This is a genomic window from Spirosoma radiotolerans, assembly GCF_000974425.1.
GTDB lineage: Bacteria > Bacteroidota > Bacteroidia > Cytophagales > Spirosomataceae > Spirosoma > Spirosoma radiotolerans.
Map to the genome: position 1 here is coordinate 408,846 of NZ_CP010429.1, position 16,189 is coordinate 425,034.

A 16,189-nucleotide genomic window follows, 5' to 3' on the forward strand; every position below is an offset into this window, starting at 1 on the left:
AAATTATCTGTATCGGCTTATCTAAGCATTTGTATCTAGAAAATACTGCATTCATATCAAGTTTTCTCCTTTTCGTTGCTTAAACTACACTGAGCGTAAAGTGTGCGCTCTAATTTGCTTATTAATCTAGTAATTATTGCCTATTCGATGTCGGCAATGACCGAGTTCAATTAGTTAAAAATGCTTTTTTCAAACTGCCGGGTTACTTATGTTATGGACGTCCGTCTTTAATAGATGTAATTCCGGCGGGATGATTTTTTGGCTATTCTTTACATCGGACTGATGCAAAAAAGGCTATCAAATTTTAATGACTAAATGCCACAAATCATCTGTAACTACATCACGTTGACCGTATCTGTATGAAATTAAAACTTTACTTCCTCATATTTCTGGTCCTGGGCGCTGTGTCGGGTGCGTTTGCCCAGAAAGGTAGGTTTTCAGTCCGTTTTGCGGTAAAATCGCTCGACTGCGTAACCGGAAAGGTGGTCATCCGAGTGGATGTTAAATCCAGTTCGACAGATAGTACATTTCTGATGGGTGATGCCAATTACCGATTCGATTATGACTCTCAGGTAATTAAAAACCCGGCTATTGTCAGCCAGGAAAATTACGCCAGTGTAGCCCCCGCCAGCGATACCCGATACAACCCACAAAACCTGAACGGGAGTACCGCCGGACCCACGCTGGGTACCGTTTCACTCAATACCACCTATGGCGGGTCCGGAACCGGAGCGAAACTCGTGCCCACCACCTGGACCACCGTTTCCTGCATTCAGTTCGATATTGTCAACACAAGCCTGGTTACCTCCAATTGCTTTGGCCTGCGCTGGCATACCGATACCACCTTCCCCGTGACGGGCATGAATGAATACATTGCCGACGCAACGAATTCGGCTGGCTACCGACTGGTCAACGTTACCTCCAGCAAATACTTTGGCAACATCCAGGTCTGTATTCCCGACTATTGCGCCGTTAAAGCAAACGACGATGTCAATTCTACCACCGTTGGGGTGCCCGTGTCGGGCAATGTAGTCACCAACGATGTAGGCGCACCACTGGTGGTCACCACGGCTCCCGTCATTGGCCCCAAAAATGGCAGCGTTGTGCTCAACGCCGATGGCACCTATACCTATACGCCCAACCCAGGGTATGTGGGAAAAGACAGCATACGGTATCAGGTTTGCAAACAACAGAATCCAACCCTGTGCGATCAGGCCTGGCTGCGAATCACCATAACTCAGCCCCCCGTTACCACCATCAACCTGTCGTTGAAGAAAACCGTGAGTAACACCACACCAGCCATCAATGATGTCATTTCCTATTCCGTTGTCGTAACCAACAGCAGCACGAATAACGCAACCGGGGTGGCCGTGAAAGATACGCTGCCTGCCGGGGTAGTCTATCAGTCAGCTACCGGCGACGGTAGTTATAACGCCACCACCGGCCTCTGGACCATTGGCGCCATTGCTGCCAACGGGAAAGCGACCTTAGTGGTAACCGTGCGGGTGAGTGCCGAAGGAACCTGGTTCAATAAAGCCCAGGTGAGCAAAGCCGATCAGACCGATCTGAACTCGACGCCCGACAACAACAACCCCGCCGAAGACGACCAGAGCATTGCCTGCTTTGCGGTCCCGGTTAGCTTCTGCGAAGGAGACGTATATCAGCTATCGTTACCGGCTGGATACGGGGGCATTCAGTGGTTTAAAAACGGTGTCGCCATTCCGGGGGCAACGGCATCGACCTACAACGTGACCGCCCTGGGCAGTTACAGCTTCACCTCCACAACAAACGCGTGCCCCACTCAGGGCTGCTGCCCCGTGCTGTTTGTGGCGGGTAACTGCTGCAAACCGAATACCTGTATCCCGTTCGTGATTACACAAACCAAGCGAGGAAGCCGGGTAATCCGCTAAACGGATAGGCGTATCAGGGAAAAGCAGAAATCCGCTACCATCCTGCACCTGTCATCGAGTGTGAAAGATGAAACCAAGTAAAATCAAGACACAACCAATGAAAACCATGATCAAGTATAGCCTTCTATTGCTGGTAGTTATCGCCAGCACACTAGCGACCCAGGCCCAAGTGAAAATCGGGTCCAATCCAACGGTTATTGAACCGCAATCGAACCTGGAAGTCGAAGCATCCACTCCAAACCGGCAGGTGAAAGTCGATAAAACGACTGGACAATTGACCATTAAAGACGGGACGGAAGGGGTCGGAAAAATATTGACTTCTGATGCTGTTGGGGGAGCAAGCTGGCAAAAAATTAGCTCGAATACTATTGATCAATTGCCAAAAATGAGGATAACAGGTGGAAACACACCAGTATTTACTTCTAATTTCCAATCCCAAGAGGTACAATATACTACCATTGATTACTCAGAAGGAGGGATGTCAAAAGTCGGAAATGGTTTACGAGTACCGACTACTGGATATTACCAACTAAATACCATAACGGGCTTTCAAAACGGTGCAGGATGTACAGACGCAAATGCTCTCATTGCAACTTCCCTGACTTTATATGTTAATGGTACTGCATTAAATCCCCTTGTTTTCGCAGGGAATAATCTCCTGCCAAGACGTGGTGGTGGTTGGACCAACGCAATTAATGAACTTTTACATTTGAATGCAAATGACGTTGTTACCATTAAAGCCACGTATTCGATCAATTACGAACCTGTCGGCTGTGCTACTAACATCTATACAGGTTCAATGTCTTTGTACTATGTGCCTTAATGTGAAAGTAATGACTACAGCTGGGCCTGCTGTTTTGGTATAGGTTCGAAATTACAAATGCTTGCGCAATCATTCAAGTATCTGCTGATGGTCTAACCCATCAGCGATTCAACGCCCCTACGCTGGTAAACGGGGCAACACGTTCTTTTGAATATCCAGCTAAAAACAGTCATTACGTAGTAGAAAATAAAGTTGTTAACTCGTAGATCAGGGGATGGGAAATTTTACCAGCAAACACAAATGGGGCGCTTTCATGGCCATTGTGTTGACCGTCATAAGCCAGCTCGTCCAGGCGCAATCCGGCAGCACGGGCAGCACCTTCGTCCATACCGGCGGTGAAATGGGCATTTTCGGGCAGCACAATTTCATGAACGGCAGCGGAACCATCAGCGCCGGGATTATCGGCTCCGAGCGGCAACCGGCCATCGGTGTCTACAGCTTCGTCAACCCCAACGGCAGTTGGGTCGGAGCTACCGATCAGGCGTTTGTCGACGGCTATGTGCGTACCTATAACTCCGGTGCGTTTACCTTCCCCATCGGCGATAATAACAAATACCGCCCGGCGGCCGTGTCAGCTTCTTCGGCGGCAGCGCCCACCACGGCGGCCTACTACGGCGTCGATCCGGGCCTGGCTACCACCAGCGATCTGAAAGGGGGCACCTACGGCATTCTGCCCGGTGGAGGCCCGGCTTTCCCCACCACTTCGAAGGCAGCCAACGTGGGCGTAGTCGATAACGTCGAATACTGGGACATCGACGGCACCACCCCGGCTAAAATCACCCTCACCTGGGATACCAACACGCCCATTAATGCCATGACGGGCGGTAATCTGAATCAATTGACCATTGTAGGCTGGGACGGTACCCAGTGGGTCAATATTCCCTCGACCTACGACGCGATCCCCCTGAGCTTATCCACCAGCGCGAGTGCCTTTACCGGATCGCCCAGTTCCCTAACGGCGGGCTCGATTACTACCAGCGCGGCCATTGTGCCGGGTTCCTACACGGTCTATACGCTGGCAGGAGCCCAGCCCTGTAACCTGACCGTCACGGCATCGGCCAGCAACACGTCGGTTTGTCCGGGCGGAACGGCTACCCTTGGCGTTGCGGTGTCGGGTAATACGGGTTCCGTTACGTACAGTTGGACTGGTCCGAACGGGTTTACCAGTAGCCTGCAAAATCCATCCGTCACAAACATTCAGGCAAGCGGAGACGGTAACACGGCCATTTACTCCGTTCTGGTAACGGACGCCAACAGTTGTACGGCCGTTCAGACGGTAGCCGTTGCAGTGCAACGTCCCGCCGTGACCATCAGCAGCAACAGTCCGCAATGCGCGGGAAATACCTTATCGTTCTCGGCCACCAGCGGGATGAGTTCGTACAGTTGGACGGGACCAAACGGTTTTGCCAGCAGCCAGCAAAACCCCAGCCTTCCCAACGCTACTACGGCGGCTTCAGGGAGTTATACGCTGGCGGTGACGAATTCAACGGGTTGTACAGCCAGCTTCGTCACCAGTGCCACCATTGCGACGCAACCCAGCCTGACCATAGCCGCCGGGCCGAGCCTGACGATCTGTTCAGGACAAAGCACGACACTGGCGGTAAGTGGGAACAACGGTTCGACGATTACCTGGACCAATAGTTTAGGTCAAACCGGTACAGGGACCAGCATTCCGTTCGGACCGATTCAGAATTTAAGTACCCAGCCGCAGTCGATCACGTACGTTGTGGCCGCTACGGCAGGTTCGTGTACGGACACCAAAACTGTCGAAGTCGTCATCAACCCGGCCCCGGTGTTGCAGGTGGTGCCTTCCACAGCGGTTTATTGTGCCATTGAACAGATCAGTCTGAGCGCCACAGCGACGCCCAACTCCGCTACCATCAGCTGGAGCCGAACACCCACAACGCCAGGGCCTTCGACGGGAAGCGGAACAGGCACGGTGGCCGTGCAGCAAACCTTACCGGCGGGCAACTACGTCTATAGTTTTACGGCAACGGGCGTAAACGGATGTACGAGCGCGGTGCAGAACGTGCCGGTTACGGTGCAGCAGTAAAGGAGACTGCCAAAATTCTGATAACTAAAAAGATTAAAATGCTTGCCAAAGCAATCAATTGCCGCTCGCTTTAGCAGCGGACGCAACTAGTAAGGAGTCAATGAGAACGAAACTGACCATTGCCATGAGTACAATGTATACTATTCAGGCAGACCGCACCGTCGCCCGCCCCGCTGGAGGTCCAAGAACGAACGCACCGGTCCAACCAATTGCCGTCCGGAGTGGTAGTCTATCCGGAAGGCTCCATGAACCGGTGCGTTGGGGCGGCTGGCAATGGCTTTTCGCGTTGGTGGGCTTACTGGGCGGATGGCTAGTACCGCAAGCTGGTCAGGCACAGACCTTCTGTGCCCCCGATGCCACGGCTTATTATTCGTTTGAAAATACCTTTAACGATCAGTCGGCCTACAATGATATCTCGTTTCCAGCTACAACGGAGGATATCACCAGCACGTTTTCCCTGCCAACCTTTTCAACCACGGCTAAGGTGGGGGTGAGGTCAGCCAGTTTCAACGGGGCGCAATACCTGCGGTATGACAATGCCTCGGGCTATATGCACAACGGCGGAAACAGTACGTCCATCATGTTCTGGTTCAAGGCGAATGCGCCGACCTCCGGTATCCAAACCCTGTTTGAGCAAGGCGACCTTACCAATGGCCTCGCGGTTCGCTTAAACGCCGGAACGTTACAGGCCAGGCTTCGGACCCTCAGCGGTACAACCGTCGATTTAGCGGGGCCTGCCATTACCGATAACAACTGGCACCACGTAGCCCTGATCTACCAGATAAATACCACCTCAACCGTCAGGCTTTATCTGGATGGTTCGCAGGTCAGTAGTGGAACCCTGACCCTGCAGCTGGGAACGGTTGTGACACCGGGTGGCATCGGAGCTTCCTTAATTGGTGATGTCTGGGCGGCCTCAACGGTTAACGGCAATTATTTCAATGGATTAATTGATGATTTTGTTTACAGCCTGGGTCCGGATGTTAACAACGTTCCGGGTATCGGACCTTCCGCCTTTACCCAAACCGACATTACCAATTACCTCAACTGCGTGAACGGGTTTGCCACGAATTCGTTCACCTGCGACGGATCGGTGTTCATTGCCCAACAGCCCACTGGCACGACCAACACAGCGCTTAAAAAGTTTGTGTACGCCAACAACTCCTTCACGACGATCGACGGAACGGGCAGTATGTTGTACAATGCGGCTGGGTATAACCGCGTCGACAACAAGATCTATGCGATTTCCATGAATAATGGATCCTTAATCCGGGTCGGTGCCAACGGCGTTATTGAAGACCTGGGCTATGTCACCGGACTACCCGTTTTGGGCTATAATACGGCGGATATTAGTCCCGCCGGAATCATGTACATCGCGAATTCGAGTGACGGGATTGCGTACGCGGTCAATCTGAATACAATCCCGTATACCGCGACAGCCGTGACGATGAGTTCGGCGGTATACGTGGGTGACTGGTCGCTAAACCCGGGCGACAACCTGCTTTACAGCGTCGACCAGTCCGGCCGGATTGAAAAGATCAATCCGACCACCGGTGCGGTTTCGATTGTGTCGCCAACCAATGGTTTCCTACCCGCGGGTGTCTACGGTGCCATCTGGTTCGATCAGTTCAATAACATGTACGCCTATGAAAATTTCACGGGTGCGATTCAACGGTACAATACGGTAACGAATAGCTGGTCGACCGTGGTGAGCAGTGGTGCGGCAATTAGTCAGAACGACGCAGCCGCCTGCCCGCAAACCTATGCGGAACCGCAGATTGCCAAAGTAATTCAAAGCCAGTCCGGTAACAGGGTTACCTTCGATATCACACTCTCCAACAACGGCCCCTCCCCGGCAGCTGATTTGATTGCGCGGGACGTCCTGCCAACCGGTCTGGTTTTCCAAAGTGCTCAGGTCCTCGACGCCAATAGTGCAAGCCTGGCCTCCACGGCCTACACACTTTCAACACCCGCCGTGGGTGCAAACGGTACGGTGCAATTGACCGTCAAAAACCTGAACGTAGGAACAGATAACCGGGTTATTCTCCGTCTGACCGCCCAGGCCACAACGGGTACTTGCTCTCTTACTGTGACGAACCGGGCGGAGATTACCAGCGCGTTCGGACAAACCACCAACAACGGCGCAACGGATTGCAATACCGCGGATAACACCACCAACATCCCGGGCGATGTCGCCAGCAACAACGAAGCCTGCGTGCCGGTCAGCTTTAGTCTGACGCCTGCCGCCCCAACGGCAACGCCCTCCAGCACGTCTCTCTGTAGTGGAGGGGTGTTTACCCTGAATTACACCAATGTACCCTCCGGGCAAACCGTAAGTTGGGTCCGAATGCCCGACAGCCTGACCGGAACCGGCAGTCTGTCACAAGCGCTGAGTGCAACAGGCACCTCGCCCATTAGCTACACCTATACAGCAGTTCATTCCAATATCTACGGCTGTCCCAGTCAGCCGACTGTCACCGTTGTGACGGTCAACCCGGTGCCGATCCTGACCCCTTCGGTTTGTTCCCAAACGATCTGTTCGGGCCAGACCGGGGCCATCACCTTCAACTCTAGTGTGCCGGCCACCATCAACTGGCTGCGGGTGGAAGACAACACCACGGGTACGGGCAACATCAGCCAGTTATTCAACACGGCCGGCACCTACACCTATAAAATCTGGGGTGTCTCGTCGTCGGCTTCCTGTCCCTCGTCGACCACCATCACCTGTACCATTGTTGTCAACAACTGCTGTACACTGGTGGCCAGTGCATCGGCCAGCAACACGGTGGTTTGCGTGGGGCAGACCATCAGCCTGGCCTCGACCGTTACGGGCAATGCCGGGGCGGTGACCTACGCCTGGAGCGGTCCCAACGGTTTCACCAGCAACCTGGCCAACCCCACCATTCCCTCGGCAACCTCAGCCATGAGCGGTATCTATACCCTCACCGTCAGCGATCCCACCGCCAGTACGGCCTGTATCAAAACCGCTACAGTAACGATCACGGTCGGCTCTTTGGTCGCCAGTGCCAGTAGCAACAGCCCCCTCTGTACCGCCGGTACATTGGCCTTATCGGGCAGTGGCTCGGGCGGCAATGGCTCCTACAGCTACGCCTGGAGTGGCCCCAACGGGTTTACCAGCACCTTGCCTAACCCGACGCTGGCCCTCTCAACATCGGCTCAAAGTGGCACCTATACCTTGACCGTAACCGATACGCAAGGCTGTTCGGGTACAGCCACCACGGCAGTCACCGTGGCCACGCAGCCTAGTCTGAGCATTAGCGGCTCGCCCAGCCTGACAATCTGTTCGGGGCAAAGCACCACCCTCTCGGTGACGGGCGATGGAGGGGCGCCCATTACCTGGACCAACAGCCTGGGGCAAAGCGGCACGGGCGCCACCATCAATTTTGCCGGACTGATCAACGTGAGTGGCAGTCCACAAACCGTTACCTACGTCATTTTAGCGAATGCGGGTACCTGTAGCGACAGCAAAACCGTTACCGTGACCATCAACCCGGTTCCGACGATCAAAGTCACGCCATTGCAGGCCGTAGTTTGTGCCACGGAGCAAACAACCGTCACCGCCACGGCCAGTTCGCCCACGGCGACGATCAACTGGAGCCGCAGCCCGGCCACGCCCACGCCGGCCAGCGGTACGGGCACCGGCAGCGTGACGATAACCGAAACCTTACCAGCAGGGGCATATACGTACTCGTTCACGGCCACGCAGGGCGGCTGCACCAGTTCCCCCGCGACCTCGCAGGTAACCGTCAACAATTAACCGTCGCTGACGGATTCGGCAGCTCATTTACAACAGGATCTCTATCAACTTTTATAACTCGAATACAGACAATGAAAACAACGATCAACATCCTACTGGCACTTTTTGTCTTTGTTGCCGGTTCGCTGGTGGCTCGGGCGCAGGTGAAAATCGGGGACAACCCCACTACCATTCACGCCGGTTCCGTGCTCGAACTGGAAAGTACTAACCAGGGCCTTCGGATGCCGAAAATTGCTTTGACCAATACAACCACCTGGGCACCCATGCTGGGTTCAGGAACAGTTCCGGCAGCGCCCGGTATGCACGTGTACAACACTAACCCGAACATTACCTCAACCAATACCTCTTACCCAACACTAGCGGCTAAAATTGGGGAATATTATTGGGATGGAACGGGCTGGGTAGCCATTGGGGGGACTCAAAGCACCGACGCAGTCCTCCGGGTCGAATTTGCGGGGTCTCAGTCAGTTACAACAGGAGGGATTGTAAATTTCATCTCAAAAAAATTCGATAAAGGAACAAACTTTGACTTAACCACCGACAAGTTTACCGCGCCATCCGCTGGTTATTATCTCATAAACTTTAACGTTAACTGCGGGACTCCTGAAATATTAGGCTACGCAACAGGGCGGTTTGCTTTTCTGGTTGTCAATGGAACAGGCGATCGAATTTTATTCAATGACAATGTCATTGCAGGTTCTGGCTTTGCCCGCACTACTCCCGCTTTGTTAAATCTTAATGCCGGAGATACTGTCTGGATAACCGTTGGTGATGCCGGCGGTGGAAGTACTGGTGGTTGGCGGTTTGGTTCGGCCATTCTGGAAATCACCAAACTATCCAATTAGGCCGTGCCTTCGGGCTTTGTCGGTACGATCATCCTGTTTCGGGCAATGCGTAAAAACTGCCCGAGCCTCAGCCTTCCACCTGGTACGAAGGCAACCCGTTCTTTTCAGTTCCAGGCAGATTCAGTCATTCAGTAGAAGATAATACAGATTTTAACTCATAATTCGATGATGGGGATTTTTACCAAAAAACACAGGTTCGGGATCGTTCTGACATTTGTGTTGACCGTCATAGCCCAGTGGGTACACGCTCAGTCCGGCAGTTTTGGCAGCACCTTTGCGCACACAAAAGCCGAAACGGCTATTTATAAGCAGCACAACTTCGTGACCGGCAGCGGCACCATCAACGCCGGGATCATCGGGTCGGAGCGGCAACCCATTATCGGGATGTACAGCTTTGTTAACCCCAACGGCACCTGGATCAACGCTAGCAGCACGGCGTTTGTGGATGGCTACGTGCGTACCTACCAATCCGGTGCGTTTACCTTCCCCATCGGCGATAACAATAAATACCGCCCGGCTGCGGTTTCGGCCTCGTCGAGTTCGGCGCCCACCACGGCGGCCTATTTCGGCGTCGATCCAAGTCTGGCCACCACCAGCAACCTGATGGGCGGCAACTACGGCGTGTTGCCCGCAGGCGGCCCGTTTTCCACTGCCTCCAAAGCAACGGGCGTCGGCGTGGTTGATAACGTCGAATACTGGGACATCGACGGCAACACCCCGGCTAAAATTACGCTGACCTGGGATGCCAACACGCCCATCAGTGCCATGGTCGGTGCCAACCTGAACAACCTGACCATTGTCGGTTGGGATGGTACCCAATGGGTCGCCATTCCCTCGACGGTGGATGCTAGCTCTTTGGCGCAGAATACCAGTGCTAGTACCTTCAATGGCCTGAGTGCATCGGTGACGGCGGGTTCGATTACCACCAACGCGACCGTCGTACCCGGTTCTTATACGGTTTACACCCTGGCAGGCGCGTGCCCGACTATTACCATCACGCCCAGCGTTACCAGCCTGTCGATCTGCTCCGGCGTGGAGGCTGCGATCAGTTACACCACCAGCCCAACGGGCCAGCAGGTGCTCTGGAATCGGATGCCGGGCAACCTGAGCGGTATTGGTAACATCAGCGATTACCCAACGGCTTCCGGCACTACACCGGTGAGCTATACCTACACAGCTTCAACGGCACCAATAGTTGGTTGTCCCACCAATACAACCGTCACGACTGTGACGGTCAACCCGGTGCCGATCCTGACCCCTTCGGTTTGTTCCCAAACGATCTGTTCGGGCCAGACCGGGGCCATCACCTTCAACTCTAGTGTGCCGGCCACCATCAACTGGCTGCGGGTGGAAGACAACACCACGGGTACGGGCAACATCAGCCAGTTATTCAACACGGCCGGCACCTACACCTATAAAATCTGGGGTGTCTCGTCGTCGGCTTCCTGTCCCTCGTCGACCACCATCACCTGTACCATTGTTGTCAACAACTGCTGTACACTGGTGGCCAGTGCATCGGCCAGCAACACGGTGGTTTGCGTGGGGCAGACCATCAGCCTGGCCTCGACCGTTACGGGCAATGCCGGGGCGGTGACCTACGCCTGGAGCGGTCCCAACGGTTTCACCAGCAACCTGGCCAACCCCACCATTCCCTCGGCAACCTCAGCCATGAGCGGTATCTATACCCTCACCGTCAGCGATCCCACCGCCAGTGCGGCCTGTATCAAAACCGCTACAGTAACGATCACGGTCGGCTCTTTGGTCGCCAGTGCCAGTAGCAACAGCCCCCTCTGTACCGCCGGTACATTGGCCTTATCGGGCAGTGGCTCGGGCGGCAATAGCTCCTATAGCTACGCCTGGAGTGGCCCCAACGGGTTTACCAGCACCTTGCCTAACCCGACGCTGGCCCTCTCAACATCGGCTCAAAGTGGCACCTATACCTTGACCGTAACCGATACGCAAGGCTGTTCGGGTACGGCCACCACGGCAGTCACCGTGGCCACGCAGCCCAGTCTGAGCATTAGCGGCTCGCCCAGCCTGACAATCTGTTCGGGGCAAAGCACCACCCTCTCGGTGACGGGCGATGGAGGGGCGCCCATTACCTGGACCAACAGCCTGGGGCAAAGCGGCACGGGCGCCACCATCAACGTTGCCGGGCTGGGTAACACCACCGGCCAACCACAGACGATAACGTACACGATCCGGGCACAGAGCGGCAATTGTTCCGACACCAAAACGGTCACACTGACCATCAACCCCGCCCCGGTACTGAAAGTAACACCCGTACAGGCTATTGTTTGTTTGGCGGAACAAACCACCGTGTCGGCAACGACTATGCCGACCACTGTAACCATCAACTGGAGTCGAACGCCCGCTACCCCTACGCCGGCCAGCGGGAGCGGAACCGGGAGCGTGACAGTGAACGAAACCTTACCAGCGGGCACCTACACGTATACCTTCACCGCCACACAGGGCGGCTGTACAAGCGCACCGGTAACCTCGCTGGTAACCGTAAGCAACTAACCGTCGCCGACGGACTCGGCACCCAAACGTAACTGAAGACACAATTTCATTTTATAACTCGAATGCAGACAATGAAAACAACGATCAACTTCATACTGGCGGTAGTAGCTTTCATTGCCAGTTCGCTCATAGCGCAGGCACAGGTGAAAATCGGAACCAATACAACCGTTATTGCTCCCGGTTCGGCGCTGGAGGTGGAATCCGCCGATAAGGGCATCCGTATGCCGCAGGTTTCCCTGACCAATACCACCACCTGGGCTCCGGTTCTGGGGACAGGGACGGTAGCAACTTCGCCGGGAATGCACGTCTACAATACCAATCCTTCCATTACGTCAACCAATGAAAAATACCCGACCCTGGATCAAAAGATTGGGGAGTATTACTGGGATGGTACCGGTTGGGTAGCCATAGGTCAAACCCAAAGTGCTGATGCGGCCTTGCGAGTTTCTATGTCAACCAGCACGTTAGTAAATTCTGGTATCGTTTACAAAGTGAACTATACAACCACTGAATTTGATAAAAACTCCAATTTCAATCTTTCAACGGACGAGTTTACAACTCCTTCATCAGGATTCTATTTGGTTTCATTTTACATTGAATCTACGGCTAACGTAGCCAGCGGGACAGGCCGGGCTGCTTTTATTTACGTAAATGGCGCTCTGTACCGTAAACTAATCAATGATTTTGTGCCAGCCAACACCGGATTTTCCAGAACCATTCCTGTTGTTGTCAAATTGTCTGCTGGTGACAAAGTCACGATGCAAGTGCAAAGCAATCCTTCCTTTGCCGACTGGACTTATTCAGTTTCATCGCTGGAAATAGTCAAACTTTCAAATTAGAAAATTTGGTTGAGCACATCACTTTTCATTGATCCTGTTCAATAAGCGCGCCTATGCATTTTGCTTAATTAAATAGGGCAATGAAACCCGGCCTTCCAACTGCTACGAAGGCAAGCCGTTCTCGTTCCAAATCCTAGCAGAAGTAATCATTTGGTAGTTAAAATAATAGTTCTAATTCGTAATAACATGATGGGAAAGTATACAAAAAAGCACGGCTGGACCATCGTTCTGACGGTTGTGTTTACCATCAGTAGCCTTCTGGTTCGCGCCCAGTCCAGCGGCAGTTTTGGCAACACATTTGTCCACACCAACGAAGAGATGGGCATTTTTGTGCAGCATAACTTCCTGAACGGTGGGTCGGGTATACTGCCGGGGATTGTGGGCACCGAACGCAACAACCCCAAAGGTTTCGTGAGCTTTAACACGGGCTCAAGCTGGGTGTCGGCTTCGTCGGCGGCTTATACAGACGGCTACGTCATGACGCGGCAAACCGGCGCGTTTACCTTCCCCATCGGCGACAACAATAAATACCGCCCGGCGGCCGTGTCGGCCTCCTCAGCAGCAGCGCCCGCTTCGGCGGCCTATTTCGCCATCGACGGCACGCTCGCTGTGACGAGCAGCCTGAAAGGCGGCAATGAACCCGTGCTGCCCACCGGCGGCCCGTTCCCGACCGCTACCAAAGCTACCAATGTCGGTATCGTGGATAACGTCGAATACTGGGACATTGACGGTACCACTCCAGCCAAAATCACGCTGACCTGGGATGCCAATACGCCCATCAGCACGATGGTGGGAAGCAACCTAAACAACCTCACCATCGTGGGCTGGGACGGTACCAAGTGGGTCGCCATTCCCTCGACGGTCGATGCGAGCTCCCTGAATTTATCCACCAGCGCGAGTGTCTTCAATGGTTCATCCAGTTCTCTGACGGTGGGTTCGATTACCACCAATGCGACCCTTGTTCCGAGTTCATTCACCGTCTATACGCTGGCGGGGGCCTGTCTTACCACCAGCATCACACCTGACCTCACCAGCCTGAGCATCTGCTCGGGCGATCAGGCTGCTATTACCTATACAACCATTCCTGCCGGGGCGCAGGTCGTCTGGAGCCGCAACCCTGGAACAGGATCGAACCTCGGCAACGTCATTGATTTTCCGACGGCCACGGGTACCACGCCGGTGAGCTATACTTACACGGCCTCCATTACGCCGTATGTGGGTTGCCCAACTGCGACAACTACCACCGTTGTGACGGTCAACCCGGTGCCGATCCTGACCCCTTCGGTTTGTTCCCAAACGATCTGTTCGGGCCAGACCGGGGCCATCACCTTCAACTCCAGTGTGCCGGCCACCATCAACTGGCTGAGGGTGGAAGACAACACCACGGGTACGGGCAACATCAGCCAGTTATTCAACACGGCCGGCACGTATACCTACAAGATCTGGGGTGTCTCGTCGTCGGCTTCCTGTCCCTCGTCGACCACCATCACCTGTACCATTGTTGTCAACAACTGCTGCGACCTGGTAGCTTCCGCATCACCCGTTTCGGCCACCAATTGCAGCCCGGTCAACAGCGGCTCTATGCTGATTACGTATACGGGCACCGGTAGTTACCAATATAGCCTAAATGGCGCAGCCGCTCAGCCCTTGGGCACCAGCCCCTTTACCGTCAGTGGTCTGGCCCCTGGCAGTTACACCCTGGTGGTGCAGCAGATAGGGGATCCGACCTGTTTGCAGACCATCGTGGCCACCATCGGTGGCCCACCTGCGCTGTCGGCCTCGGCCCTGAGCAATAGCCCTCAGTGTACCAGTGGTACCTTGTCGCTGTCGGCCCTGCCAGGAAGCAGTGGTACATACACCTACGCCTGGACGGGCCCCAATGGTTTTGTGAGCAGCCTGCAATACCCCACCTTACCCCTGTCGACGACGGCCCAAAGTGGCATTTATCAGGTGGTGGTGACCAATGCGGGGAGTGGATGTTCGGCCACGGCAACGACGAGTGTGGTGGTAACGGTTCAACCCAGCCTGACGGTGAGTGGGGGCACAAGCCAGACGATCTGTTCGGGCCAGAGCACCACCCTATCGGTGGGTGGCGCAGGCGGAGCCAATGTTAGCTGGATCAACAGCGTGGGCCAGAGCGGGACGGGCAGTAACATCGTCTTTCCAGGTATCGGCAACCTAAATGGCAGTCCGCAAACGATCACCTATGTCATTACGGCCAGCGCAGGGGCTTGTTCCGACTCGAAAACCGTCACGTTAACGATCAATCCCGCACCCGTTTTGAAGGTCGTGCCTCAGCAGTTAGTTGTCTGTGCGCTGGAACAAAGCAGCGTCACGGCGATGGCCTTACCGGCCACGGCGACCATCAACTGGAGCCGCAGCCCGGCCACCCCTGGCCCGGCGAGCGGGACGGGAACGGGCAGCGTCACGGTCAGGGAAACCTTACCGGCGGGCAGCTACACCTATACCTTCACGGCTAGCCAGGGAGGCTGTGCCGGTACGCCGGTGACCACACAGCTAACGGTGAATAACTAATGGATAATCAGACAACCAGGAGACAGATGACCTTTTATAAATCGCTTACAAACATGAAGACAACTCTCAACCATACACTTGCCATCGTTGCCTTTTTCGTCAGCACATTGGTGGCTCAGGCCCAGGTCAAAATCGGTAACGTCCCCACCAGCATTAACGGGGGTTCTCTCCTGGAACTGGAGAGCACCAATAAAGGCTTGTTGATGCCGCGTATCAGCTTGACTAACACGACGACCTGGGGGTTGGCGGGAACACCTGCTGCGGGCATGCACGTGTACAACACCAATACAGCTATCACCTCGACCAATACTAGTTATCCCACGCTGGCGGCTAAAATCGGGGAGTATTATTGGGATGGCACTGGCTGGGTAGCCTTGGCTCCGGTAGGTGTTCAGGATGCACCGGTTTTGTTTTCTGTTTCGAATGTAGGAAACCAAGTAGCTGCTGCTACAACCACGCCGAAGGCGGATTACGGAATCAAACACTATGATAAAAACAACGTATTTGACCTGTCATCAGACTCATTTACTGTACCAGCAAATGGAACAGGTGTTTACCAGTTCAGTACAGTATTTGGTACCATTCAAGCTACCTATGCCCAGGGACTTTATGTGGGGTTATACATCAATGGAACGTTGGTCCGGACGATAGCCATCGCTAACTGTCAGGCGAATGCCGCCGGTATCGCCGGAGGAGGGACCATTATTCATCCACTTACCGCCGGAGATGTAGTCGATATAAGATTTTTACCATCGCTTCAAGCGGGACAGACCCTGACATTCTTTATTAGCAATTTGAGTGTCGCTTTTCTTTCAAAATAGAAGAGAAACGAACAATAAACTATGGTATTCGGGGAATCAATCCAGAAACCCTAAATCCCGGC

9 protein-coding genes are annotated in these 16,189 nt (G+C 54.1%); all 9 read left to right on the forward strand.

Annotation, left to right across the window (positions count from 1 at the left end):
* The first annotated feature begins 359 nt into the window (after positions 1–359).
* Entirely contained in the window at positions 360–1,910 is a 1,551-nt protein-coding gene (locus SD10_RS01700) for an Ig-like domain-containing protein (protein WP_046375398.1), read from the forward strand.
* Positions 1,911–2,007: 97 nt separating this feature from the next.
* On the forward strand, positions 2,008–2,733 hold the full coding sequence (locus SD10_RS28530; RefSeq protein ID WP_052731036.1) for a hypothetical protein: 726 nt from the start codon (positions 2,008–2,010) through the stop codon (positions 2,731–2,733).
* A 214-nt stretch (positions 2,734–2,947) separates the two neighbouring features.
* Positions 2,948–4,786, forward strand: coding sequence for a hypothetical protein (locus tag SD10_RS01710; RefSeq protein WP_046375399.1), 1,839 nt, complete (start codon positions 2,948–2,950; stop codon positions 4,784–4,786).
* Between the two features lie 100 nt (positions 4,787–4,886).
* Entirely contained in the window at positions 4,887–8,564 is a 3,678-nt protein-coding gene (locus tag SD10_RS01715; protein WP_046375400.1) for a DUF6923 family protein, read from the forward strand.
* A gap of 71 nt (positions 8,565–8,635) precedes the next feature.
* On the forward strand, positions 8,636–9,409 hold the full coding sequence (locus tag SD10_RS01720) for a C1q-like domain-containing protein (RefSeq protein WP_046375401.1): 774 nt from the start codon (positions 8,636–8,638) through the stop codon (positions 9,407–9,409).
* Positions 9,410–9,574: 165 nt separating this feature from the next.
* Positions 9,575–11,932, forward strand: coding sequence for a hypothetical protein (locus SD10_RS01725; protein WP_046375402.1), 2,358 nt, complete (start codon positions 9,575–9,577; stop codon positions 11,930–11,932).
* Positions 11,933–12,003: 71 nt separating this feature from the next.
* Complete coding sequence (locus tag SD10_RS01730) at positions 12,004–12,771, forward strand: hypothetical protein (RefSeq protein ID WP_148562365.1); 768 nt, start codon at positions 12,004–12,006, stop codon at positions 12,769–12,771.
* 186 nt (positions 12,772–12,957) lie between these two features.
* Positions 12,958–15,306: a hypothetical protein gene (locus tag SD10_RS01735; RefSeq protein ID WP_046375404.1), complete on the forward strand. Its 2,349-nt coding sequence runs from the start codon at positions 12,958–12,960 to the stop codon at positions 15,304–15,306.
* Between the two features lie 53 nt (positions 15,307–15,359).
* Entirely contained in the window at positions 15,360–16,127 is a 768-nt protein-coding gene (locus tag SD10_RS28535) for a hypothetical protein (protein ID WP_148562366.1), read from the forward strand.
* Positions 16,128–16,189 lie beyond the last annotated feature (62 nt).